Source organism: Flammeovirgaceae bacterium SG7u.111, from assembly GCA_034044135.1.
Classification (GTDB): domain Bacteria; phylum Bacteroidota; class Bacteroidia; order Cytophagales; family Flammeovirgaceae.
The window spans coordinates 5,732,710-5,758,018 of the sequence record CP139021.1 but is presented as its reverse complement, the minus strand read 5'-3'; the positions used below and the strand labels follow the sequence as shown (position 1 = coordinate 5,758,018).

The window sequence follows — 25,309 nt, the reverse complement described above, 5'->3', positions numbered from 1 at the left end:
ACATATTTGTACAAAATAATCTTAAAAAAAGCATTCGTGCTTATCCTACTTAATCTATCTAATAACAATGAAACTATTTTACAGACAAAGTGGCCAAGGGCTACCTGTTATTATTCTCCACGGACTATTTGGGTCTTCCGACAACTGGATGTCCATTGGTAAAAAACTCTCAGAAAACTACAAAGTTTTCCTCGTAGATCAACGAAACCACGGTCAATCGGAAAATACGCCAGAATTTAATTATGAGATCATGGCGGAAGATCTTCGAGACTTTATAGAAGAGCATAAAATTATTCAGCCTATTGTAGTTGGGCATTCTATGGGAGGAAAAGTTGCCATGAAATTTGCCACCAAATACCCCGAAATGCTCAGGAAGTTAGTAGTGGTAGATATTGCTCCAAGAGCCTATCCAGTCCATCACCAAAAGATTTTGGAAGGGCTAAACAGCATCAATCTTTCCTCTTTGAAGAGCAGAACCGATGCCGATATGGCGTTGGCACAGCATGAACCCATTCAGCCTGTGAGGCAATTTTTACTTAAAAACCTTTATCGTAATAGTTCAGGAGCTTTCGATTGGAGGATTAACCTACCAGTTATCACCGAAAAAATAGAGGCGGTAGGCGAGCTGATCCAAAGTGATGCTCCCGTTGATGTTCCTACGCTATTTATGGGCGGAACGAATTCGGCATACATCGTAGAGTCGGACCATACCGATATAAAAGCTATTTTCCCAAAAGCCGAAATCCGAATGATAAGCAATGCAGGTCACTGGATTCATGCCGAACAACCTGTTAAGTTTATAGAAGTGCTCAATCGTTTTATTGCGGGGTAAGCAATACTTGTTAGATAACATAAAGCAGCTAGTTGAGGTGTTCTCAATTGGCTGCTTTTTTCTTAAGAAGAAAGATGTTATATTGGTAGCGTACCAATGCATACCACATGAACTTTTGGACATCTTTCGCATTTCTTAGGTTGACGATTTTCCTCATTGGGGGAATATTGTTTTATTTGCATGCCCCTTGGGATATTCCCCGTGCTTCATGGGTTTTGGTAACTTTTTCCGCTGTTTACCTAGCCCTCGTTTTTAGCTTTTCCAAGAAATTGAGAAGGCGGCTTAGCTGGCTTGTAGGTTCGGTAGGCTTATCGCTCGTGTTTCTCTTTGGTTATGTTTTTTGCGAACTCAAAAATCCACTTTCTTCTTCGGAGCATTTTCTCCATTCTACTGAAAATACTAAATTTTTTGTGGGCGAAATAACCAGTGAGGTTACCGAAAAAGGGAAGACTCGGCGGTTTGTGCTGTCGCTTGAAAAAGTACAGGTTTCTGAAGGATGGAAAGATACAAGAGGGCAGGTGCAAGTCTATGTTGCTTTGACGGATTCTACCAAGCTAGCTTATAGCGATAAACTTTTATTCAAAGGCTTTCCAAGAGAAGTGAGTGCGCCGCTCAATCCAGCCGAATTTGATTACAAAAGCTACTTGGCTCGGCAAGGCATTTTTCACCAACATTATGCTCCCGAAAATTCCTTTCGGTTAGTAGCCCATGGGGAAATGGACTTCTTAGGGTTTGCCTACCAAATGCGAAGAAAATGCGAAGCTGTTTTCAGAGAATATATTCCCGACAAAGCTTCCCAAGAAATTGTGGTCGCCCTCATTTTGGGGATAAAAGAAGGCTTGGACAACGAGATAAAAGATGCCTATTCGGGAGCGGGGGCTATGCACGTGTTGGCCGTTTCTGGTTTGCATGTAGGCATCATTTTCCAAGTGCTTTCTTGGCTGCTAAGTGGGTTGCGAAGGAAGAAAAGGGGCAAGCTGCTTTTTGCCTTCCTTATTTTGGCGAGCCTATGGTTCTACGCCATGCTCACGGGGCTTTCCCCCTCGGTGATGCGGGCTGTCACCATGTTTTCCCTCGTGGTAGTTGGGCAAGCTTTCAGCCGACGGACCAATATTTACAACACCCTTTCCGTGGCGGCTTTTATCCTGCTTTGCTACGATCCTATGATGCTTACCCAAGTTGGTTTTCAACTCTCTTTTGCGGCTGTTTTTGGCATCGTATTTTTTCACCCAAAGTTTTATGATCTGCTGGAATTCGATTCCAAAATATTGGACGCGGTGTGGAGCATCACCTGTGTTTCGCTGGCAGCGCAATTGGCTACGGGACCTATCAGTATGTTTTATTTCCACCAGTTCCCCAGTTACTTTTGGTTGGCTAACCTGATCGTAATTCCTGCTGCTGCGGTGATTTTGTATGCAGGGTTGAGCCTGTTGGCGCTTTCATTCGTACCGATGCTTGCTTCGGGAATTGGCTTTTTGCTCAGCTATTTTGTGTTCGGCTTGAACTTCCTCATCGATTGGATTTTCCACCTGCCTTTTTCCCAAATCACGCAAATCCACCTCACAGGTGCTGAATTGGTTTTACTCTATGCGCTGGTGTTTTTGGTTGGGTTATTTTGGGTTTCCTACAAGTTTCGTTGGCTCATTGGGCTAAGTGCTGTGACTTTGCTGCTTTCTTCCTTGAGCTTGGGAAGTGCTTATGCTGTGAGGGAGCAGAAGGTTTTGGTTTTTTATGCGATAAATAAACATTCTGCCATAGGGATGTTGGAAGGGGAAAAAGCTGCCCTCATAGCCGATGGCAAATTACTGTCAGATGAAAAAGCTAAGTCTTTTCACATTGCCCCGCACCTGCTCGAAAAGGGAATTGAAGAGGAGAATTGGTATAGTTTAGATGGGAAAATAGAGGATTTACCCATTAGAAAGTTGGAAAATGGCAATGTGGTGTTGGTGTGGGAAGGAAAGAAAATACTGCTGCTTCGGAGTAGGGGAAAGGTTTCCTCCACTGTAGTTTTCGACTATGCATTGGCAAGCAATAATGCGCTCAGAGACTTGAAGTACGCACCCAGGTGTGAGCTGCTGATAGTAGATGGAAGTAACTCGTTTTACACCCAGCAAAAATTGGAACAGCAAGCCAAGGAAATGAATATCCCTATATATTTGACCCAAAAGGAGGAAGCCTTGGTACTGAAACATTAAGACCCCTGCTCCCCAATATACTCGCCATAATCTTCTACGTATTCGACCTTTTTGCCTTTTTTGTTGTAGAATTTCCATTCGCCTACTATCTCCCCTTTTTCGTAAGCACCAGAGGCTTTCTTTTTGCCATTGGGTTGGTAAACTGTCCATGTTCCGGTTCGTTCCCCATTTTCATACAAGCCTTCTGCTTCTAAAAAACCATCGGAGGTGAAGAATTTCCATTCGCCTTCAGGCTTTCCCTTTTTATAATTTCCCATAGAAAGCGGCGTGCCGTCGGGGTAAAAGCTTTTGCGATAGCCTTCGCCATTTTTGATCGAGCCTGTATAGAGCGAGTCGCCTTTGAGGTTGAAGTACGGTCCCACGTCCATAAGTAGTCCTGCAGTCCAAGTTTCTTCTTGCATGAACTCTCCATTGGCATGGAAGTTTTTCCAATTACCAACTTCCAGCCCATTTTCATACAGACCTGAAGACATCACCGTTCCGTCAGGATAAAATTCAAGCCACTTGCCAGTGCGGTTGCCTTGGCTGGTTTTGCCCTTTGCGGCAACGTAACTTTCTCCGTTTTCGTCCCACTCGTATTCTTCAAAATCGGCAGTTTGGTCGGGGTGGTGGGTGGCTTTTGCAATCAGGTTTCCTTCTTCGTCAAAGTACTTCCATTCCCCATTTTTTACATCGCTGGCATATTGCCCAACTCCCGCTACGGCGCTGTCGATGTGCAGCTCGTGCCAGATGCCTTCACGCTTGCCATTTACAAAATTGCCGGTGGCTTGTGGCAGTCCGTCGCCAGCATATTCCACCCATTTTCCGTGGGGCAGGTCGTTTTCATAGCTACCGAGTTCTGCTATGGCGCCGTTGGGGAAAAAGGCTCGGTAAGGACCTGAGAGTGTTCCTTTTGTATAGGTATATTCCGCTTCAGGGTTTCCTAGTGTATCGTACAAGACTGTTAAGCCATGGAGCTTTCCACCAGCGTACATTTCCTTTGCTTCGAGCTTGCCCATGTCGCTGTAAAGCAACCGGCTGCCGTTGCCGTTTTTCAAATCTCCAGTAGGTAGCTGCCCGCCTGTAGGGCTGTTGGTCGGGCTTACGCTTACCAGCAAACTATCTCGCCAAAGCTCTGTAGTTTTAACTTTCCCGCCGGGGAAATATAGGGTTCTTTCGCCGTCCAACATTCCATGGCTATAGGTGGCTTTTTCAAGGGTGTTGGATTGAGGGTCGAACCATTCCCATAGGCCATGAGGTTCGCCATCTCGGTAGCTGGCTTTTATTTCTAGTGTGCCATTAGGATAAAACTGGTAGGCTTTTCCTTCCTCTTTTCCCAGTAAAAAATAAACAACACTTTGGGTCTTGTGCTGCTCGAAGTACGCTTTTTCCTCCCCGTTTTTTATCCCCGCAGTAAAGTGCGTGACAAGGGAAGTATCGCCATTTTCATAAAACTCAATCCAAGTTCCCTGTTCCTTTCCATCTGCAAAATGCCCTTGTGCGGCAAGTTTTCCATTTTCAAATTCCTGCCAAGTGCCATTTAGCTTTCCATCTTTAATTTCTGCTACTATTTCTCGCTGGCTAGCGCTATCAAGGTAGTTCCATACCCCGTTTTCAGGGCGGGGTTGGGCTGAGGAAATTAAGCTAAGAAACAAAAAAGTTAGAAAGAATAAGAGGGAAAAACTAGCTGGTTTCATGTCTTTGTAGTTATTGGGAATCTAATAGCCAAGGGCTTGGTATTCATAAACCCTTGGCAAGAAGGTTACTTCAAAAACGGTGGTCGGGTTACTTCGGCTTTCAACTGGCGGTTTCTCACCCCAATCAAAATTTCCGTGCCTTGCTTGCTCATTTCCTTTGTAACGTAGCCAAGCCCAATTCCAGTACCTAACATCGGCGACATGCTTCCCGAAGTCACTTCGCCAATTTGTTCGCCTTCAGCATTGAGGATAGGGTAGTGGGCACGAGGGATTCCTCGGTCTATCATCTTGAAGCCTACAAGCTTGCGGCTCACGCCTTCTTCTTTTTGCTTTTGGAAAATATCATCGTTGATGAAGTTTTTGCTAAACTTCGTGATCCAACCCAAGCCAGCTTCTATAGGGGAAGTGGTATCGTCTATATCGTTTCCGTAGAGGCAGAAACCCATTTCCAAGCGAAGAGTGTCCCTTGCTGCCAATCCTATGGGCTTGATGCCTTCGTCTTTTCCTGCTTCAAAAAGTTTTTTCCAAACTTCTTCGGCAGCGGCATTGGGTATGTAGAGTTCAAAACCGCCTGCGCCCGTATAGCCTGTTGCCGAAATAATCACATCTTTTTGTCCGGCAAATTCTCCTTTGGTGAAGGTGTAGTAGCCCATTTCGCTTAGGTTTACCTCCGTAAGCTTTTGCATCACTTCTGTAGCTTTTGGCCCTTGCACTGCCAAGAGCGAAGTTTGGTCAGAAATATTTTCCATCTCCACGCCAAAGGTGTTGTGGCTTTCAATCCAGTTCCAGTCCTTTTCTATGTTGGAAGCGTTCACTACCAAAAGGTAGGTTTGGTCGTCCATTTTATAGACCAAAAGGTCATCTACTATTCCCCCTTTGCCATTGGGTAGGCAAGAGTATTGCGCTTTGCCATCAAACAACTTTGAGGCATCGTTGGTGGTTACTTTTTGGATAAGGTCGAGCGCTTTTTCGCCTCTGAGCATAAACTCGCCCATGTGCGACACATCGAATACGCCCACTCCGTTTCTTACCGTTTTGTGCTCTTCTACTTCTGAGCCGTATTTTACAGGCATGTTATAGCCAGCAAACTCGACCATTCTGGCACCGAGTTGCTCGTGTATATCGTTTAATGCTACTTTTTTCAATTCCATTTTGCGGTTGCTTTTGGTGATTCCTCCGCAAAACTAACGAAAACGCCCGAATGATGGCGAGCGGTTTGGGATTATAATAGGGGAAAATGGGGAATGTAAGGAGATAGTGAGTACATTGTAAACTAAGTTTTCGTATGTTTTTTTTAAGCCGTTTGTCAATTTATAACAATCGCTGATTGTTCCTGGTTGCTGGCAATGCTTATTCAATTTATTGAAACCGCAGCGTCGAACCGTCCATAACCAGTAACCCGTAACTAGAAACTCGCAACTGTCAGCTAGGTCTAAAAATGAACATAATGAAGACTATTAAAAAAAATCGATTATTTAGTTTACAGTGTAGTGGATGTGTTTTACGATATGATAGAATAATCCTTTTTGCTTTTGAGGATTGTGGGTGGGTTGATACTATCAGTTTGGGAAGGTATGGTCGCGTGTATAAGTAGGTTTAGATATTCATAGAAAAAAACACCCACGCCTCTGCCACGAAAGAGGTATGGGTGCTTCTGGTGGTAATTTATTTCAAGTTCAACTTGTAGTCATGTGCACCAGGTGCAAAGTTACTTCGGTAGATTTCTGTTCCACTACCCCATTTTTCCCAATTGACTTCAACTCGGTTATCGCCCAATACAATATTCATGAGTTTATCTTTCATGGTCATGGCTATATGTTCATAAGCTGGGTCAAATGCCACATTATTTACCTCTTTTGGGTCTTTTGTAACGTGATACAAGCCAGGGTCTAGGTCTTTGAAAGAAGCATTCAGTGCCCAGTCCATCTTTTCACCTTTGTTTTTATTTGGGCGTGTTTTCATGGAGAATACGTAATCTTTTGTTCGTATATAAGCTCTTGGCCCTGTTCCCGCATGGCTCTCTCCAATTACATAATCCCTGACAGGAGCTTCGCCTTTAGCGATTTTTGCCATGTCCATTCCGTCTAGATAATTGTATTTTTTATCTTTCAAATCAGCTCCTCCTGCTGCCAATATAGTAGGTGCAACATCCACGAATTCGGTATATTCTCTCACCACTTTTCCTGCGGGGAACATCTTTTTATCAGATGATACCACTACAATCGGGTTGAGGCTATCTTCTATCCAAGGCGTACATTTCGATACTGCGCCATGGTCGTTTAGTTTCCAACCATGATCGCCGTTTACATATACAATTACCCATGACTGTTTTTTGGCTTCGCTATACTCGATAAAGGCATCTACTGACTGACCTACTAGGCGGTCACCATATGCACAGAAGGCGTAATAATCCTGTACCATCTTTTGTTTTTCCTCGTCTGAAAAATGGTCTGTTTCTCCATTTTTACACTGATTGATCAGCTGCTTTGGCATTTTTTCAAATTCTTTCTTATCGAATACAGGTACGTTGTATTTGTATTTTTGAAACCTCTCTCTGTAATCTGCCGGAGGGAGTACAGGGGTATGGGGGAAATCGTACCCAATGTGAACAAATAAAGGTTTTGAAGGATCTATTCCACCAACAGTTTGCGAACCGACCGTAAAGGTAGAATCTGTATTTTTAAGGTAATCGGTTAGAGTTGAGGTGTAATAACCATCTCGGTTTTTTCCAGCAGGCTGTGAGCTGACTCCAGAGAGGATCATGCCCTTATCTAGGTGTTTTCCCTTTCTATCGTTATAGTGCCTGAGTAGGTCATATTTCTCTATTACTTTTTCAGACATTCCCGCATATTCGGGCCTTTGCTTTTCAAGCTCAAGCGAGTTGTATTCAAACTTCCCGTCAGGAGTGACAAAGAAAACTAAGTTCTTTATCGGGTTGTCAAATTTCTCTCCATCCAACTCCCGAAACCAATCTTTCCCCCAGCCCGTGAGGCCATCTTTAGCCATTTGTTTGAAACTGATATCATTTTGGTAAATAGGGTAGGATTTAGTCTTTCCATCCTTTATTGTTTTGATACGAACCCCCAATTTGCCAACATGAAATGTTTGATAACCTAATTGAGCCATCTGCTCGGGCAAGGTAGGCTTACAATGCTCTGCGTTGTTGTTATGGTATTCAAATTCATAAATACCCGAGCGGAAGGGGTAGCGTCCATAATGCATAGAAGCTCTGGAAGGAGCGCATACTTGCGCTTGGCAAAATGTGCTTATAAACGTTGTACCCATTTCGGTCAATCGGTCAATATTTGGCGACTCAACATATCCAAGTTCACTCATTTCTCGATCGTGAAGCATTTTGTTAAATGCCCGAATGGCATCGTATCGGTGGTCGTCGGTTACGATCCAAAGCACGTTCGGTTTCTGTTCCTCTTGTGGTGCCTCTTGTACTTTTGCGCATCCAGAAATACTTAAAAGAATGATGCTGATGATTACATATGGGTATAGTGATTTCATTTTTTTTGTATAATTTATATAAATGATAATGAGTCAGTTGTGAAGTGTAGGCTACTGGGTTTATTTAGTGGGTTTTAGGTATTAATCCTTCGGGTATATCCAATTTTTTATTGTCAGCACCCTGTGCGAAGTTGCTCAAGGCGTAGGTGTTGGGTTTAGACCAATCGCACTCAATTCGCCCATCGCCTAGTACGATATTGCCAAGTTTTTGGCGGAACCATTGTGCCAGCTCGGCATATTTTTCATGTGCTGCTACGTTATTGCGCTCTAGCGGATCGGTACGTAAATCGTATAAGGCCAGCTCAGCATCTTCCACAGGACAATCCAATGCCCAGCGGATATTTTCGTTTAGATTAGCCTTATTGCCGGGCTTTGTTCGCATAGAAAATGCAAACTCTTTAGAGCGCAAGTAGGCTCTGGGAGCAGCAACGAGGTGGATTTCTCCAACAATATACTCGCGCTTTTCTTCTTTGTTACCAATAAAATTCATGAGGTCAAAACCATCGAGGTATTCGAATTCTTCTTTTTCGATTTCTACCCCTCCAGTAGCAAGGATTGTTGGTGTAACATCCACATATTCCACAAGCTGGCGCTGGATGAGTCCTTCAGGTACTTTTGCCTTGTCGGATGCTACAACTATTAGTGCCCCATGAATAGATTTATCCCATGGGCCAAACTTGGCTTCAATGCCCTGCTCGCCTAGGTGCCATCCGTGATCACCAACGGTGTATAGAATTACATATTCTTGGTTGTTTTTTTTGCAGTATGCCTTAAATTCCTCAACAGCTTCTCCAATCAAGGCGTCACCGTACGCACAAAACGCATAGTAATCCTGAATAGCTTGTTGCTTGTCTTCATCGGTCATGCGCGACATATTCAAGCTATTGAACATTTTTTTCATTTGAGGTGGAAGCTGATCCAATTCTTTCGTATCGAATTCTGGTACTTCGTATTGATATTTCTTGAACTTGTCACGAAATTCTTTGGGGGGTAAAACGGGTGTGTGGGGTAGGTGAAACCCAAGATTGACCATTAGCGGTTTATTGGCGTCAGCACCTTTGGCAGTAGCTCCCCAGCTAGTGGTGTAATCAGTATTTTGGTTTTTCAGATACGATTTGAATTCATGTACGATCATGCCATCTACTGTTTTTCCAGCAGGCTGTGGGTTTACCCCTCCCAAAATCAAGCTTTTGTTGAGCCGGGTATATGCCCGGAGGATGTCCAGCTCTTTTTCGACTTTGTCTTTTTTTACCTTATCGTCACCTGTAGCTTCTTTTGTTTTCTTGTCATAGCTATAAATAATTAACCTGCCATCGGGAAACGAAACGAATTCCTTTTTATCTCCTTGAGTTGCAGGTGCCCACAAATCACCTACGTTGTTTTTCTGGAGGTCATGCTTGAAATGCATTTTGTAGTTGAAGTGACCAGGGTAATAATACCCTTGACCTGGCCCCCATTTATAGATGTAGGAATCTCCTTTTCCAAATACAGCAGTTCCATATCCTTGTTTTTGCAACGTTTGACCAAAGCTAGGTTTTACAAAGTCTGGATTTTGATGGCTTAACTCAAAAGCATAGTGTCCATTTCGGAAAGGGTAGCGCCCGCTATACATAGATCCTCTTGATGGACCGCATGCGGGAGAGTTGCAAAAAGCATTTACAAATAAAACACCTTCATCGGCAAGCTTATCAATGTTAGGCGATGATACATAACCTAAGGCACTTTCTTTTTTGCCTCGTGTTGCCATGTTGAAGCATTCCAAAGCATCGGCTCGTTGGTCATCGGTAACTATCCAAAGAATATTGGGCTGTGCTTCAGTGAAAGGTGAATACAAGCATGAGCCTAATACCACTAGAAGTAGACTAATGGTAATTGCAGGGTTTGTGTTTGAAGATGATTTCATTTTATTAGTTCCAATGTAACGGTGGCTATTTCGTACTTGCATCCTAAGGGATGCATGTCATAGTCACTTTATTTTATTTTTAATGCTCCATCTTTTTCAAAGCGAAGCTCCTTCTCCAATACTTCTTACCATATTTGGATTAGTTGAATTGAAAGGTTGCAAGTGTTTTAGTCTGTTTCAATCCACCAATTTGTAGACGTGTATGTAATCAATATAAGTAGTTCTATCTTCAAGGCTGCTTGTGGCCACTTTACTATTCAATTCAGGAATGGGGTTCCAGTCGTAGGCTTCAATGGAGAATTGTAGAAACAAATTTCTGTCAAACGGGACGGGAGGGGTAAGTGTATATACATATTTCCCGTCGAGGTAAAACAAGAGCTCGTTGGCACTTTTCCAATAAAAGCCGTATGTGTAGAAGCGTTCCGAATTTTTTGTAGGAGGAATCATCTTGGCCTGGTCTCTTGAAGCTTCATTGCATCCAGTTTTTCTGTGAATTGCGTTTGAGTGCATGATCTGATCCCAGTCAAAAGCCCATTTGTGAGTCTGTTCGGTGAGTTGCCCAACCGATTCTGTAATGTCAATTTCGTGCTTGTTTCCACACTCACCTGCATGGCAAAGCCAAAATCCTCCGCCCATTTCAGTCTTGTTCATCTTCATTCGGCACTCGTAATAATGACCAATTGACGTAGTAATGTTTGAGCGCAAAATACCTCCGTAATAGGTGTATGTGATGGGTTTCCCACCAGATTTTATAGTAACCGGTTCAGGCAATTTGCCTGCTTCAATCGTTAGGTAGCCATTTCCTATTCCAAAGCTCTCTTTCTGGAACAGGGCAGGGGCACGTCCACGCCAGTTTAACTCAGAGTGCCCTTGTGGGTCAATGTTCCACTTTGTCTCGTTTATTTTAGTACCAGCGAACTCATCACTCAATTCTTCCACCTTTTCCCATTTCATCCCTTGTACTTTGGGTTGGGCGTAAGAGATGATACATAACAATATAAAGATTGATGATAAAATTGAATTTTTCATTTTCCTGTTTTACTATTTATTCGATGCTAATTTTTTGAAAAAATAACATTCAGGTATCCTTGTATTCTCAATATATAAGCCCCATTTGGCAGGTTTGCGGTATTTATATGGGCACTTGTGGCATTGAGCGTGACTTTATCGGCGTACATCAGGACGCCTGTGGTAGAATATATTTCCACCTGAAGGTTTCTAGAGTTATTTTGGGTGATTTGGATATTGAGTATGTCTTGCGTTGGATTAGGGTAAACGATAGGCTTTAATTCCTCTGTAGACCCAAGGCTCAACGGAGGATTAGGCAATACTTTTATTGGTTTCGAGGCTTCAGCGACTATATATTCAGGAGATTCATTGACAGATTGAACCGCTAGCTTCACAGTGTAGGTAGAGTTTTCCGATAAAGTATCTGTAAGTTCAAGAGTAAATGAAGTCGTGTTATCTTCTTCTTTCAAAAGAACACTATCGAGGGCAACTGTCTCATTGGAAGGGGATATTAGAGATACGAGTAATTTGCGTTGTGAGTTAATGGCATAATCAACATCAAATGCAATGGTTTTATCCGTTGGGTACATTTCCGAAGGTAAGCCCTTGAAATCGACAGTTTCGGGTTTTGGAGTTGCCAAATTGGTATATAGTGTGTGGACTGCAATGTTCGTCTGCCAATTTCCATCAACAGGGCGCAGTGCTGCCAATACCTTGTAATCGCTTGCAGCAGGCTGTGGTGAATCCAACATGAAAGCAACGGTTACTGTATCGCTCCCTTTGCTGACCGTCACCTTGCTGTTGTTTACAAATACATTTTCTGGCTCAGGAGTATATAAAGCAACAATAATATCTCTTTGTTCGAAGGTGTTGTAGTGGACATCAAATTCAAATAAAGTGGTGGTATCAGGAAGTTCTGTTTTGAAATCGATCAACTTAACCCACTCTGTTGGTGGTATAAAGTTCGTTCCTTCTTCTTGAAAATCAGGAGCTGACAGAACTGCACCGGCATTTAGGACACGGTTTCCGCCTTCGAGTGCTCCGCAGTCTGGCATAGCCGAACTAGTAATTCCACCCAAGGCTACACCTGCACCAATTGAACTCGAAGCGGTTAGCAAACTGAAGCCACCGTTTGCGGTATCGGCAAAGTTTTTATCAGCATCGGCAAAATCATAAAACTGGTTGTTTTCTGGATTGAGATGATACCCCCATTTGGCACTGTGGGCTACATATTCAGTAAAATCATAGGTTGAAATGCTGCCTCCTTCAGGGTTTTGTGCCCAGTCAATTTTACCTCCTTTACTGTTCAGCACTTGCCTATTAGTACTCATTTTATAGATAGGCCCATTCATGAAGATGTTGTTGGCAAAGTGGCCGTTTTCTATCAAGCCAGTAGTATCTGGTGGAGTAATTCCCAACTCTTCCCAATTGTCGATCTGAACATTCCAAATACTAATGTTTTCGTCTACATTCCAAATGGTATTATTGTAATACTTAACAGGCTTGTGCATGGCATTGTAACGAGGCCCTAAGTACAAAAACTCTCCCGTTCTTGTGATTTCGTGAGGTCCGTCGTATGCATCGTGTTTGATATTGTAAATAAGGTTATGGTGTGCCGTATAGTTTTCCACATCTTCCATGTAAAAAGCAGTTGCCTTCACCTTATTATAGTTTCCATTCGATATGGGTACTCCAATCACATCATGAACCTTGTTGTAAGCGATCACACTTCCTTTCATGTCAATCGTCCCGATTCTGCCAGTGCTGGTTGCTTCTATCGGCCCTGCATCTTCACCCATTTGCATGGAGCCATAAAAATCGCAGTCCATGATATTGACTTTCGCATCGCCACCATCTACTCTTACTTGGAACCTGCCAGCATCGCCAAACGTGCAGTTATTGATGTTGGTGTTGTCGCTTTCGTTGATATGGATTCCTGATGTAAATACGCCCACCCAGCCAAAATCTTTGATAATACAATTCTGGAAGCTATTGTTTTGCCCATCGTGCAAGGCAAACATGTTGCCCCAAGAGTGTGCAATGTAATTGTCCTTAAACATGTTGTCAGAACTATTGGAGAGATAAACCCCTTTTTTATCAGTATCTCCTTGACCATATCCGTTGGGTGTCCAAAAAGGATGAAGGTACCGCATGGAGCATGCCTCGATGGTAGCGCCATTTGTATTTTGCATGTCGGTGTTACCCGCAATAAAGTTGATCCCTTTTATTGTCGCTCCTGTAGTATTATTGAGTACCAATACTCTTTCTCGAACCTGAATTTCAATGCGGGTAGAATCTATATTCTTTCCTTCCTCAGGCAGGTAATACAACTTCTCGTTTTCGGCATACCACTCGCCAGCCACGTCAATCAAATTTTTGTGCATCACAAAACCCCAACTGAATTTTATTTGCGTGTTCTTAATGGCGGCTTCCTCTTTCCAAATACTATTATTCATTCCTTTAAAAGTGACAGAATTACCCGAAGAGGCAGAAATTTTTCCGAAAACATAGTGGCGCATTTTGCCTGTAGTCCCCCTGAATATTCCATTTGTTAAATCTACATCGGGGAGGGTAGTGCCCTCTAAGGTTGCATAACCGTTAGCTCCTACGCCTGCATCTTTATGTACATTGCTCAGCAAAGCATATCCGCTGTTCAGGTCCATGGGCTCCATCATATCCCCAGTTGTGTTATTTGGGTGACGTGCCATCATCTGGTTTACACCGTTGGCAAAAAGTTGGGTATATGGGGTCTCGATAGTAAAACTTGAAATATCGGCGACCATTACTCCATCTGCCATACCCGAGGCTTTTGTCCAATTGGTTACTACCTCAGATCCTGTCACCAGTACGTACTCATTCTGGTAATTTTCAATAACCAAATTGTCTTTGTCAACCTTGAGTGTTTCTCTATAAATTCCTTCGTGGATAATAATAGAATCACCTGCCGAAGCATTCTGAATAGCTTCTGCGATGCTGTAGGTTTTTCCTTCTTCTTTAATTACTTCAGAATTTTTCCAAGGAATTTCGTTTGAGTAAACGTGGAATGCGCTCTGGGAATAAACCGCTGATGAGAGTAATAATAGTAGGGCTAAAAAAAAGCTGGTAGACTTATAATTCATTTTCTATATTTAATTTTTACGTTCTACAAATTAACAGCCTAACTGGCGTATTAAATGTAAATTGCATCTCAATTTGACCTCAATATTGAACTTATCTACCCTCAGCCTAACATCAATTTTACTTGTTGGTTTGTATATTTTGTTCGTACTTATGTTCTTGTAAATAAAACTGTTACGAAAATGAAGTTGCAATTGTGCACCCTTATTATATCATTCTTTAGCCTAAATGGTTTACCTCCATGCTTACTTGAGGCAAAAGCTAATAGCCAGCTACCCGACTTTCGAATTGCAGACTCATTATATAGGGTTCAACCTAATTCAGCTTTTATATATTATCAGCAACTTTACCATGCATGCGGGGAAAGTAATGATACACTTGGTCAGATAAAATGTTTGCGCCGAATGGGTGATATTCAATATAGTCAGATGAGTATTCCCGAGGCCTTAAACTACTATACAGAGGCTCTGCATTTATCCAACAAAGTAGGCTCAATTGCAGATGAAGCATTCATTTTTCGCAACTTGGGGAATTTATACTGCAAGTTTGGGCACTTAGAAGAAGGGACTGACTACATAATGAAATCGCACAAGTTGCTTTTGAGGTGTATAAAAGAAAAAAAAATAACCCATAAGTCATTGGTGTTTTCTTATACCAATGTAGCGGAGCTAGAAAGGCGAAAGGGCAATTACGAAACTGCCTTGCACTACCTCGATACCTGTTTATTATTGGTAGATACTTACGATTACTCTTACAGTGAATCGGCTCATATTTTACGGGTAAAAGCAACAGTACTTGCTGCTGTGGATAGTTTAGACCAGGCGTTGGATATTTTGCTGCCATTAGACAAGCACTTTGATGTGGTTTCAATCACAGAAGCAAATACTACGAATTATTACAGCAATTCGATCCTAGTATGTGCAAGTATTGGGAAGATCTATTCACAACTGGGCAAAGATGAGGTTGCTCTGAAGTACCTTTTTAAAAGCTTAGATTTGACAAAACGCTTGCAAAAAAAGGTGGATAACCAAGCGTTTGTCTTGAACCAGATAGCCTCAATATACAGTAGGAAAAAAAGGTATGACCTTGCTTATAAGTATAAAACAGAAGCCTATAATTACACCGAAAAATATTTAAAAACAACAAGCGAACGCAATAAAGGGGTATTAAAAATCAGGAATAGCCACATAGAAAAGCTGGAAGAAAAAGAGAAGGAATTGTTGGGTATGAATTTAATGCTTGCCAATAAGACAAAGGCAAACTTACGCTTAAGAATAGCCATTTTGATTATCCTCTCTTTCCTAATAATAGGAGGCTTGCTGTACTGGAATAGAAGGCAAAGAACGAAATTGTTAAGCGAGCAAAAAGTGATACGGGAAAGAGCCGAAGAGAAAGAAAAGGTATCTCAGTTAGAATTATCTTATAAAAAACGTGAACTGGCGACCTACACTCTACAGCTAATGGAGCGAGACGACTTGCTGGATAAATTTGTTGCTTACATCAATGATAAAAAGGATGTAGAAGCCAAGTCGTTGAAACATGCTCGAAGGCAATTGGCTCTGAACTTATGGGAAGAGTTTGAAAAACGTTTTGTAAATATACATGAAGGTTTTTATAAGCGACTAAAGGAAAATTTTCCAGACCTCACGGTTAACGATTTGAAATTTTGCGCTTTGATTAAGTTAAGTCTTAAGGGAAAAGAAATATCTAGGTTATTGGGAATAACTGAGGCAAGCGTCCATACTGCACGTTACCGTATCCGAAAGAAGTTGCATTTGGAAAGTAATGCTAGTTTGGAGGAATTTATGAAAGCTGTTTAGGCTGCCGCCTAGCCTCCAAAATCAAAATAGTAGTAAAACTTGAAAAGATGCTTCTAAACCTTTTATAGATTTACAGAATGAGGAAACTGGAAATGGACGAGCTGAACCGCGTAGATATTGAAGGGTTCAAACAACAAGAAAAAAACGGGATAGCAATTGTGCTTGATAATGTGCGAAGCATGCATAATGTAGGCTCTGCTTTCCGAACGGCGGATGCGTTCAATGTGGAAAAGGTGGTGCTCTGCGGAATTACCGCCCGCCCTCCGCATAGGGAAATCCACAAAACTGCCCTTGGGGCTACTGAGTCGGTAAGTTGGGAATACGAGGAAGGGACAAACCTTGCCCTGCAGCGGTTGAAGAAAGAAGGCTACGAAGTGGTAGGGGTAGAGCAAGTAACCGAAACGGTAAAGTTGAATGATTTTGCCCCCAAGACTGATAAAAAATATGCTTTTGTGTTTGGTAACGAGGCCTTTGGGATGTCGGAAGAAGCTTTGGGCGACTGCGATTTTTTTGTAGAAATTCCTCAGTTCGGAACCAAGCACTCACTCAATGTTTCGGTAACAGTTGGCGTTGTTCTTTGGGATTATATTTCAAAAACTAACGCTTAAGCATGTACATCTTCCGTCGAGCATTAACCTATTTAGGTATTATACTTTTCCTTGGCACACTTTTTTGGTTTTCCACCTTCTTCTCCTACGAAACCAAATTTAAGCCCGAACCTATCCGAAAAATGGCAACGCCACTCATCCCCATGGAAAAATTCACTGATTTTACCTACCAAGAAAAGCTCCGTCTGATGCTAAAAGACCAGCGGTTAGAAGAGTGGTTTAGCATAGAGGAAGATGGGATTAGTATGTTCAATAGTCCTTGGGCAAAGACCCAAAACAAGCGAGAATGCAAAGTTTTCTTTTCGGAAAGGAAAGAGTTTTTGAAGCTGTTTGAAGAGATGTCCCCCGAAGAAGTACTAGGGGTTTATAAGAAAAAGGGCTTGCTGACTTTTGGGGAAATGGGCTTGGAAATAGATACGCTCGAACCTGAAAAAGAAACGAAAGATGGCCTGCTTAGCGGATGGAAAATAGCCCTAGACCCCGGGCATATGGGTGGCAGCCAAGAAATGGCAGAGCTTGAAGGGAAGTTTGTGAAGATAAAAGAGCCAAGTGGGGATATCATAAAATTCAATGAGGGCAACTTGAACTTGGTGACGGTGCTGTTGTTGAGAGAAAAGCTGGAAGAGCTAGGCGCAACGGTGATGCTTACCCGCAGCGAGCCGGGCATTACTTCTTTTGGGATGGATTACGATACGTGGCTAGCCGATAGCCTCGATCTTGCCATCAAAAAAGCCCTTGCCACCGATGAAATTGATAAAAAACAAGCCCGCTTTCTTCGGAAAACGGATAAAAAGAATGTGTTCCACAGGTTTTTTAAGCACTACGAATTTATGGAGCGGGCTCGTCGGATCAACGCATTTGCCCCTGACCTCACGCTTATAGTCCATTACAATGTAGATGAGGAAAACTTCTTGCATCACCGAGACGATGAGGGAAACATGACGCCAAGCAAGCTGAACTACAGCATGGCTTTCGTGCCGGGCAGCTTTATGGAAGGGGAGTTGGAAAAGCCCGAAGCTAGGTTGGCATTTTTGCGCTTATTACTTTCCGAGGGCTTAAAAAGGTCGGTGCTATTTTCCAATGAAGTTTGCCAGCGGTACGATGCTGAGCTGGGCATCCCTTCCGGAGATGAGCGTACGGTGAGGTACTTGGGGACGAGTTGTATAGCAGCAGGAGAGCCAGGCGTATATGCTCGGAATTTGGCACTTACAAGGCTTATAAATAGCCCCATGTGCTATGGAGAGGGTCTTTTTCAAGATAATAGGAGAGAGTACCTGGCCCTGAGCCAAACCAGCTTAGAAAACGGAGATCCCAAGCCATCCAAAAGAATTGAAGAAGTAGCCGAAACCTATTTTCAAGCTATTTTGGCATATGCCCAAAAGGTGTGTAATTGAACAAAGGGAAAGTTATCAGCCTCTCTTTTTCAACTACTTTTATCCTTCTGGTATCGTTTATATTCTTTTTTGAACTCCTTTGCGGATTTGTAGGCGGGGTGCTTTCGTTCGGCATGCTCCAAAATCTTATCATAGTAGATTTTTGCCTCGTCCATTTCTTCTAGCTCTATAGCAATTTTCCCTAAGTTGGAAAGGGAATACAAATAGTACCCCGAATCAAACGCTTTTAATTGTTCGGAAAAATTGACCGCTCGAAGGTAATAATTCCTCGAAAGTTTATCGTTGTGTTCCACTCTTCGGTAATAGTCGCCTAGGTAGAAGCCGGCATACCTTCCGCTTATTTCTTCGTAGCCTACCATTCCGCTATCAATTTTGTTGAGGATGTCTTGCGATACTTTGGCGAGCTTTTCGAAGTTGCCCACCGAATAGAGCGAACGAGCATAATACCTGTGGAAATATGGGTTGTCTGGGTACTTCATGTGAAGGTATTCAGCTAGTCCTAGCGCTTTGCGCATGTGGGATTTTTCAAAAGAATAGATCCTCATGAGGAAATATTGGGCTTCTACTTTTGCGTAAAAAGCTTCCTTTACCACCGTTTCCAGTTGCTCAATCCCCAGTTCTTTATCCCCCTTGTCAAAAAACATGAGGATAGGCTTGAGGATAGGATAGTTTTCGGGAATCCAGACGGAAAAGTAATTGTACAGCGCATCGCCAAAGAGCAGCTCGGGGCTGAGTTCACTATGTGCTTTGCTGTATTCTAGGTATTTGAGGGCATTTTTTCCTGCAAAAGTCGCCTTGGTCCAGTTGCTCCTTTCGGAGTACAATCGGGCTTTGAACGCATAGGCCGCTGCCAAGAAAAATGGGGCTTCTAAGTTGGTTTCATCTTCATCGAACATCTCTTCGGCATACATGATGGAAGAATCCATGTAGGCAAAGAAAACATCATCATATGCGTATTTATTTACATTGGGGGCGATCTTCCACCAGTTGGAAAGCCCGAGCAAGAAATAGGGGAGAGGATGCTCGGGGTACGCCCTTCTTATCCAGTGGAATTGGCTTTCTGCACGCGCAAATTTGAAATTATATAAGTCGTCAACCCCAGACGTGATCTCGATCTGGAGGGTCATGTTGGTAAGGAGCGTTTTTACGCTATCAAGACTTGGCAACCGCTGCGCTTTCAGTGAAGAGCAAGCCAGTATCATCAAAAAGAGAGCGAGCAAAAAGTTTTTTTTCATACTTTAGTAGTGTGTGCATACAATTGTTTGCTCAATCTGTTTGCCAAAATGATCGAACACTATTCTTTGGTATAAATGACAATTTAACACCTTTGGTTTGTTTTTCATCAGAAATTATTCCCAAAGATAAGGGATGTTGTGATTTATTGAGGTACGATTAAATTTTTAAACAGACTCCTAACAAACATCTCGCTGGGTTTTGAGGTTAGGAAATCACTTGTGATTTTTTCTACTAAGCACCAGTGCTTTTTAAGCAAAGAACTAGGTGTTGGTAATCAATGCTTCATGAAACAATAGGTTGTACTTATTTTTGATCAAAGACTTACATATAAAAGCAAAAATGCTTAGCAAATCGACACTTCTTCATCTCCGCATTCCATTTTCCTTTTTCCTGATGCCTGTTTTTCTTTTTTCCATCAGCGTGTCGCAGAGTTTTGATTGGCTGGATATAGCCTTGGCTTTTTTAGCCATCCATTTGTTTTTATACCCCGCTAGCAATGGCTACAATTCTTACTACGACAAAGACGAAGGCAGCATCGGTGGCTTGGAAAAACCACCACTGGTAGATAAAAGCCTTTGGAACGCAGCGATCCTTTTCGATGGTTTGGCAATCCTTTTAGGCTGGTTCGTGAGCCCGCTTTTTGCCCTTGCCATGTTTCTTTACGGGCTTATTTCCAAAGCCTATAGTTACGATAAAATCAGGTTAAAAAAGTACCCAATTGCCAGTTGGCTGGTGGTGGGGAGTTTCCAAGGTTTTTTCATTTTTATGGTGGTGCAAGAAGGAATAGGTGAGGAAAGTCTTGCTTCGGTGTGGAGGTGGGAAATTTTGTTCCCTGCTATTTTAAGCTCCATGATGCTACTGGGTTCGTACCCCATGACCCAGATTTACCAACACGAAGAAGATGGGAAAAGAGGTGACCTGACCCTCAGTAGGCTACTCGGAATCCGTGGGACATTTGTGTTCACCATGCTGTTTTTTGGGGTAGCCATGGCGGGCTTTTTCACTTACTACTTCAGCTTCCAAACTACCTACCATGCGCTGGCGCTTTTGGGCTGTGCCTCGCCTGTGCTGCTGTATTTTTTTCGCTGGTTTTTTAGCGTATTGAAAGATGAAAAAAATGCTGATTTCCGTTCCACCATGCGTCTAAATTTCATCTCAGCTATTTGCTTTAACACCTTCTTTCTTTGGTGCTTTTTGGTGCAGTTTTTTAGGTAGGGAAATGTTGGGTGTTGTAGGGTAGAGGGTATGCAAGTGTTATATTAAAAAGAAAAAAATGAGTAAAGGAACTGTAATAGGAAGATGTAAACTATGCCTCGAAACGAAGGAGTTGAATTTTGAGCATACTCCACCTCGTTCAGCTTTTAATAAAGAAACTAAATATTATATCCTTGACCAAACTGAATATTATCAAAAAGCAAAGGCATATACATTTGAGAACCTTAAGCCTAAATCACGCAAGGAACAAGGGGGGATTGGGCAATATAGCTTTTGTTTTGACTGTAACGGATTTTTAGGTTCAAAATATGTTCGGGATTATAAAAAGTTTGCACAAATAGCAATGGGTATCATTCAGTCGAATGATAAGAATGCTAAAGCTTTTGAATTTGATATTTCGGCTATAAATCTGCTCAAATTTTTAAAGCAGATAATTGCCATTTTCATTGCTTCAAATAATCATTCATTCACTGAGAGTTATCCCGAACTTTTGGAATTTGTGAAAAATGAAAAGCTTACTGAATTACCTGAAAAGTTTAGGTTTTATATGTACTTAAATAACGAAGGACAAAATAGAAATGGGCACATTCATTTTACAAACCTTCATGGAGTAGTATGCGAATTCACATTTAGACCTTTTGGTTTTGTGTTGAATATTGACAATCCGAAACGCATATTACAATTGTCGGAAATAACGGATTTTAAGCATTACGAAAAAATAAAAATGATGAATGAATTACCATTAACCTTGAATAAATATCCAACTCATTATCCAATTCCGTTGGACTATCGGAGTGAAAAAGAAATAAACGATAGTATGTGACAAAGTGAAACAGTTTTAACCAAGAAGTCCTTCACTTGTGTAAATACTTCGTCAGTACTCCTCAAATAGACCTTTGTTTCCGTAATAAATAATGAAGTTCTAGGAAGCTTGTCACCCTGAAATTACTTTCTTCCAGAGCATCGTGGGCGTAAAAAACGACCACGATGGGTGAAACGCGCACTGGGGAAAGAGGCTCGTGCAAGACCGAAATGGATTTGTGTGTTGGGTGGCTTGCGCAGCCGGGACGGGGTTTGCCCTTGCCTTTTTTCAGGCTGGGCAAAGTGCGCCCAAGTATTACGTTGAAAAGTACCGATGATCAGTTGTTGTGTGTTCAATCTGTTGGTGAAGAATGCTGTGTTTTCACTTTATGATTAGTTATTTTTATCCTATAATTTGGCTTCGGGAGTGCTGTTTTAGTATATACATATGAAAATATGTTAATATATAGTTGTGTATGACAAATGTCATTGGAAGGGGAGGCAGAGAAGCTTTCTTTTACATGGTAATTCACTCAAAACAACAGTAATAAAAATGACCAAAGAACGAATCATCATAGTTGGAGGGCTTTCGGCAGGGCCTTCGGCAGCGGCAAAAGCGAGGAGGACGAACGAAGAATGTGAAATTTTGCTTTTTGAGAAAACAGCGAACATCAGTTATGCAACTTGTGGGATTCCTTATGCGCTTTCGGGAAGGATAAAAGACCGAGATAAGCTGATGGTGGTGAAGGCGGATTTGCTGAGGAAAAGGTTCAACATTGATGTGCACTTGAACGAACCGGTTCACAAGATAGATACCAAGAAAAAAACGATAGTTACCAACAAAGGTGAGTATGAATATACCAAATTGGTATTTGCCACGGGTGGTACTTCTGTGACGCCGCCAATTGAGGGCTTGGCTGAATATGAGAAATGGTCACATTGCAAGACGATCGAAAACTACGACAAGATAGTGGCGGATGGGGTATTGGAAGATAAAAAGAATTTTACGGTAGTAGGAGCAGGGCTAATTGGGATTGAAGTGGCGGAAAACCTCCAAAGGGCTGGAAAGAATGTGACGGTGGTAGAGCTTGCCCCGTATGTGTTGCCTATTTACGATGAGAAATTTGCCACGCTGGCCGGAAAGGTGTTAGAAGATAATGGGATTGATGTAAGAACGGGCGTGAGCTTGCAAAAAATAGATGCTGAAAACAATCAGTTGCACTTGAGCGATGGCTCGGTACTCGATACGGATTATATGCTGATGGGCGTGGGGGTAAAACCCAATACGGAGCTTTTGCTAAAAGAAGGGGCGGAGCACCTAAAAAATGGGGCTATCATAGTGAATGAAAAGATGGAGACGAGCATCCCTGATGTGTACGCGGCTGGGGATTGTGCAAGTATTACGAATCGAATTACTGGGCAGTCGGACTTTTTTCCAATGGGCACGCACTCCAACAAATGCGGTAGGGCTGCTGGGGCAAATGCCGCCGGTGGAAATGAACAATTTGGAGGGGCATATGGAACAGCGATCGTGAAAGTGTTTGACTACACGCTGGCTCGCACGGGCATGAACCCTAGGCGCTTGGAAAAAGAGGGAATCCCTTACCAATCGACCTTAGTAATAGTGGGGGCAACGCCCGGGTTTTATGGAACTCCGAAGGATTTGATAGTAGAGATTTATTACCATGCGGAAACGAAGGTGTTGCTTGGTGCTGAGGTATTTGGAGAGAAAGGTGTCGATAAGCGAATAGATGTGCTGAGCGCGTGCATTTATGCCAAACTCACCATTGATGATCTTCCGAACTTGGACTTGGCGTATGCGCCACCGTTCTCACCTGCCAAAGATGCGGTGATAGTTGCTGGTTATGTAGCACAAAATAGCTCAAAAGGTGATTTTGATGAGATCAATAGCTTGGAACTGAAGCAATATTTAGCCGAAACGGTTGATGAATTTCAGCTAGTGGATGTGAGAAATCCGGTTGAGCTTCAGAAGCAAGGAAAGATAAAAGGGGCGATCAACTTGCCTTTGGACGGCATGCGAGATCAGCTAGATCAGTTGGATAAAGCCAAAGAAACAATAGTTTACTGTGCAAAGGGCTTGCGAGGATATTTAGCAACGATGATTTTGCTTCATAACGGCTTCACAAATGTGAGCAATCTTTCGGGTGGATTCACAGCCTGGAACAAAATAGTAGGCGAAGTGGAAATGCCAGTAGAGGAATTGGTGTAATGTTGCATCAGTATTTGGGTTTAGAAACAGGCGGAGCTTTTGCTTCGCCTGTTTTTTTTATGTTTGCAGGTTAAAAAAATAGGAATCAATATAAGAGCATGTTCAAATTTTACCTCCTTACGTTTTTATGTGTATCGTTTTTGCTGCGGGCTTCTGCTTCTGAAAGTAAAGAAAACCCAACAGTTCAGTTTAGAGATAGTTTGGTCGATCAACTGAATATCTATAATACGTGGCTGCAATGGCAATATTCCTGGTCAGCACTTTCGCAAAAGTTTGTAGATCCTACTACTTATTTCAAACCTATTGACACAGAGGTGTTAGAAGGTATAGTGGCTGCTTCTGCTTCATGGTCAAGTGAACTTGAAGGCGCGGCGCAAATAAAAAGGGAACTGTTGGTCATCATCAATCTGATTCCTCGGATAAAAAAACAGGGTTCGGTTTTATCCACCCAATGGGAATTGGGCAATTTTGAGAACGATAAACAGGGGGAATGGGACAAAAACCTTAATTCTTACCGGCAATTAGTTGGACAGTACGAAGCCTCTTTTCGAGCTGTTAAAAAGCTGGTTGACGAGCAGACAATAACGGCAGGCGAAGAAGAAAACCCTTGGAAAAAAACAGGTGATGCCATGTTTCGTTTGTTGGAAACAGGTAGGGAGGTAGTGAAATATACTTCTGTCAACAAAGAAATAGCTTCAAGTAGATTGGCTGCTTTAGATCAAGCTTTGGAAGATTTTGACGGGTATAAAGAAATGAATCTGAACGGTATAAAACGCATGAACCCAAGGAGGTCGGGTAATCCAGATCACTTGTATAGGCAAGTAAATGAAAGGCTGGGAATGTTGGCAAGGGTACTTCGTTCTGCAAAGCCTCTTACTTCGGATGATGATTGTATTAAGTTCAATTCCTATTTCAATCAAGTGGTAGATTATTACCACAAATTTGTAGATATGGCTGCAGGTCGTTCCTTCAAGCCTATTGCAACTCCGTACAGGCCGGTGCATATACTCCCAACATTCAAAGAGTTTTACATCGGAGACTATACTTTTCCTACTACTTCTCCCACAGAGCTAGGGCATACGGTTGCAATTCAAGAGGCTAGCAACAGACGTAGTTCAGATACCATTTTTTTGTATCAAAAAGATACGGTTTATATCATGGAAAAGTCAGGGGCATTTGATGGATATGTTTTCAATAATATGGTGTTTTTGCTAGATGTTTCCAGCTCAATGAGTGGAAAGGATAAACTGCCTATGCTCCAGAAAGCCATTCTTCACCTTTGTGAACAAATGCGTTGGCAAGATGAACTAGGAATAGTGGCATATGCAGGGAAAGCTCAAAAAATATTGTTGCCTACTTCTGCCAAAGAGCAAAAGAAAATAGAAAAAGCAGTGCAAAAACTGAAAGCTTCAGGGGCAACCAACCTTTATAATGGATTGGAAATGGCTTATAGAATGGCTGAACGGAATTATAAGGAAAATGGGAACAATAGGGTGGTATTGGCAACTGATGGGGAGGTGACTATCAGTCAAGGAATTCTGGATTTGACCAATCGGTTTGCTTCCAAAGGAATCAAGTTAAGTATCTTTTCTTTTGGGATAAATATATCAGAAGAGGAAAAGGAATCGCTTCGTAGGTTAGCCAAGGAATGTAAGGGGAATTACGAGCATATTACCGAACAAAATGCCGATGCTGAACTGATGAAGGAAGCTCAGCGGGTGCAAGGAGAGAGGTAGTTTTTTTGCTATTTCTAAAAAGTTA

16 protein-coding genes are annotated in these 25,309 nt (G+C 42.3%); 9 read left to right on the top strand and 7 right to left on the bottom strand.

Features of this window, described 5'->3' with window-relative positions; genetic code table 11:
- Positions 1–67 precede the first annotated feature (67 nt).
- Positions 68–832: an alpha/beta fold hydrolase gene (locus R9C00_22340; protein WPO34443.1), complete on the top strand. Its 765-nt coding sequence runs from the start codon at positions 68–70 to the stop codon at positions 830–832.
- Positions 833–939: 107 nt separating this feature from the next.
- Positions 940–3,027, top strand: coding sequence for a ComEC/Rec2 family competence protein (locus tag R9C00_22335; GenBank protein WPO34442.1), 2,088 nt, complete (start codon positions 940–942; stop codon positions 3,025–3,027).
- Here the strand turns inward: R9C00_22335 and R9C00_22330 are convergent.
- From R9C00_22330 to R9C00_22305, 6 genes are all read right to left on the bottom strand, one after another.
- The gene (locus R9C00_22330; GenBank protein WPO34441.1) at positions 3,024–4,703 is read right to left on the bottom strand and encodes a hypothetical protein; all 1,680 of its coding nucleotides are present in this window, start codon (positions 4,701–4,703) and stop codon (positions 3,024–3,026) included. The two genes, R9C00_22335 and R9C00_22330, sit on opposite strands and share 4 nt — an antisense overlap.
- Before the next feature lie 65 nt (positions 4,704–4,768).
- On the bottom strand, positions 4,769–5,854 hold the full coding sequence (gcvT, locus tag R9C00_22325; protein ID WPO34440.1) for a glycine cleavage system aminomethyltransferase GcvT: 1,086 nt from the start codon (positions 5,852–5,854) through the stop codon (positions 4,769–4,771).
- Between the two features lie 514 nt (positions 5,855–6,368).
- Positions 6,369–8,216 (bottom strand): sulfatase-like hydrolase/transferase, encoded by a 1,848-nt coding sequence (locus R9C00_22320; GenBank protein ID WPO34439.1) that lies wholly within the window; start codon positions 8,214–8,216, stop codon positions 6,369–6,371.
- Positions 8,217–8,280: 64 nt separating this feature from the next.
- The gene (locus R9C00_22315; GenBank protein ID WPO34438.1) at positions 8,281–10,119 is read right to left on the bottom strand and encodes a sulfatase-like hydrolase/transferase; all 1,839 of its coding nucleotides are present in this window, start codon (positions 10,117–10,119) and stop codon (positions 8,281–8,283) included.
- Positions 10,120–10,296: 177 nt separating this feature from the next.
- A complete protein-coding gene (locus tag R9C00_22310) occupies positions 10,297–11,148 on the bottom strand; it encodes a family 16 glycosylhydrolase (protein WPO34437.1) in 852 nt (283 codons plus the stop codon).
- Between the two features lie 26 nt (positions 11,149–11,174).
- Entirely contained in the window at positions 11,175–14,246 is a 3,072-nt protein-coding gene (locus R9C00_22305; protein WPO34436.1) for a T9SS type A sorting domain-containing protein, read from the bottom strand.
- 402 nt (positions 14,247–14,648) lie between these two features.
- Here R9C00_22305 and R9C00_22300 point away from each other — a divergent pair, with 402 nt between their 5' ends.
- From R9C00_22300 to R9C00_22290, 3 genes are all read left to right on the top strand, one after another.
- Positions 14,649–16,064, top strand: a complete 1,416-nt coding sequence (locus R9C00_22300; protein WPO34435.1) for a hypothetical protein — start codon at positions 14,649–14,651, stop codon at positions 16,062–16,064.
- A 77-nt stretch (positions 16,065–16,141) separates the two neighbouring features.
- The gene (locus R9C00_22295) at positions 16,142–16,672 is read left to right on the top strand and encodes an RNA methyltransferase (protein ID WPO34434.1); all 531 of its coding nucleotides are present in this window, start codon (positions 16,142–16,144) and stop codon (positions 16,670–16,672) included.
- Positions 16,673–16,674: 2 nt separating this feature from the next.
- Positions 16,675–18,066 carry a hypothetical protein gene (locus R9C00_22290; GenBank protein WPO34433.1) on the top strand — a complete coding sequence of 464 codons (1,392 nt, stop codon included), beginning with the start codon at positions 16,675–16,677 and terminating at the stop codon, positions 18,064–18,066.
- Positions 18,067–18,095: 29 nt separating this feature from the next.
- Here R9C00_22290 and R9C00_22285 read toward each other — a convergent pair whose 3' ends face one another.
- Complete coding sequence (locus R9C00_22285) at positions 18,096–19,301, bottom strand: tol-pal system protein YbgF (GenBank protein ID WPO34432.1); 1,206 nt, start codon at positions 19,299–19,301, stop codon at positions 18,096–18,098.
- Positions 19,302–19,641: 340 nt separating this feature from the next.
- Here R9C00_22285 and R9C00_22280 point away from each other — a divergent pair, with 340 nt between their 5' ends.
- The 4 genes from R9C00_22280 to R9C00_22265 all read left to right on the top strand — a co-directional run bounded on the left by R9C00_22280 (position 19,642) and on the right by R9C00_22265 (position 25,284).
- Positions 19,642–20,517 (top strand): UbiA family prenyltransferase, encoded by an 876-nt coding sequence (locus R9C00_22280; GenBank protein ID WPO34431.1) that lies wholly within the window; start codon positions 19,642–19,644, stop codon positions 20,515–20,517.
- Between the two features lie 58 nt (positions 20,518–20,575).
- Positions 20,576–21,340: a hypothetical protein gene (locus R9C00_22275; GenBank protein ID WPO34430.1), complete on the top strand. Its 765-nt coding sequence runs from the start codon at positions 20,576–20,578 to the stop codon at positions 21,338–21,340.
- Between the two features lie 531 nt (positions 21,341–21,871).
- The gene (locus R9C00_22270; GenBank protein WPO34429.1) at positions 21,872–23,548 is read left to right on the top strand and encodes an FAD-dependent oxidoreductase; all 1,677 of its coding nucleotides are present in this window, start codon (positions 21,872–21,874) and stop codon (positions 23,546–23,548) included.
- Positions 23,549–23,646: 98 nt separating this feature from the next.
- Entirely contained in the window at positions 23,647–25,284 is a 1,638-nt protein-coding gene (locus tag R9C00_22265) for a VWA domain-containing protein (protein ID WPO34428.1), read from the top strand.
- Positions 25,285–25,309 lie beyond the last annotated feature (25 nt).

Coding starts and splice junctions, on each gene's coding strand:
- R9C00_22340 (WPO34443.1), top strand. CDS start 68: ATGAAACTATTTTACAGACAAAGTGGCCAAGGGCTACCTGTTATTATT.
- R9C00_22335 (WPO34442.1), top strand. CDS start 940: ATGAACTTTTGGACATCTTTCGCATTTCTTAGGTTGACGATTTTCCTC.
- R9C00_22330 (WPO34441.1), bottom strand. CDS start 4,703: ATGAAACCAGCTAGTTTTTCCCTCTTATTCTTTCTAACTTTTTTGTTT.
- gcvT (WPO34440.1), bottom strand. CDS start 5,854: ATGGAATTGAAAAAAGTAGCATTAAACGATATACACGAGCAACTCGGT.
- R9C00_22320 (WPO34439.1), bottom strand. CDS start 8,216: ATGAAATCACTATACCCATATGTAATCATCAGCATCATTCTTTTAAGT.
- R9C00_22315 (WPO34438.1), bottom strand. CDS start 10,119: ATGAAATCATCTTCAAACACAAACCCTGCAATTACCATTAGTCTACTT.
- R9C00_22310 (WPO34437.1), bottom strand. CDS start 11,148: ATGAAAAATTCAATTTTATCATCAATCTTTATATTGTTATGTATCATC.
- R9C00_22305 (WPO34436.1), bottom strand. CDS start 14,246: ATGAATTATAAGTCTACCAGCTTTTTTTTAGCCCTACTATTATTACTC.
- R9C00_22300 (WPO34435.1), top strand. CDS start 14,649: ATGGGTGATATTCAATATAGTCAGATGAGTATTCCCGAGGCCTTAAAC.
- R9C00_22295 (WPO34434.1), top strand. CDS start 16,142: ATGAGGAAACTGGAAATGGACGAGCTGAACCGCGTAGATATTGAAGGG.
- R9C00_22290 (WPO34433.1), top strand. CDS start 16,675: ATGTACATCTTCCGTCGAGCATTAACCTATTTAGGTATTATACTTTTC.
- R9C00_22285 (WPO34432.1), bottom strand. CDS start 19,301: ATGAAAAAAAACTTTTTGCTCGCTCTCTTTTTGATGATACTGGCTTGC.
- R9C00_22280 (WPO34431.1), top strand. CDS start 19,642: ATGCTTAGCAAATCGACACTTCTTCATCTCCGCATTCCATTTTCCTTT.
- R9C00_22275 (WPO34430.1), top strand. CDS start 20,576: ATGAGTAAAGGAACTGTAATAGGAAGATGTAAACTATGCCTCGAAACG.
- R9C00_22270 (WPO34429.1), top strand. CDS start 21,872: ATGACCAAAGAACGAATCATCATAGTTGGAGGGCTTTCGGCAGGGCCT.
- R9C00_22265 (WPO34428.1), top strand. CDS start 23,647: ATGTTCAAATTTTACCTCCTTACGTTTTTATGTGTATCGTTTTTGCTG.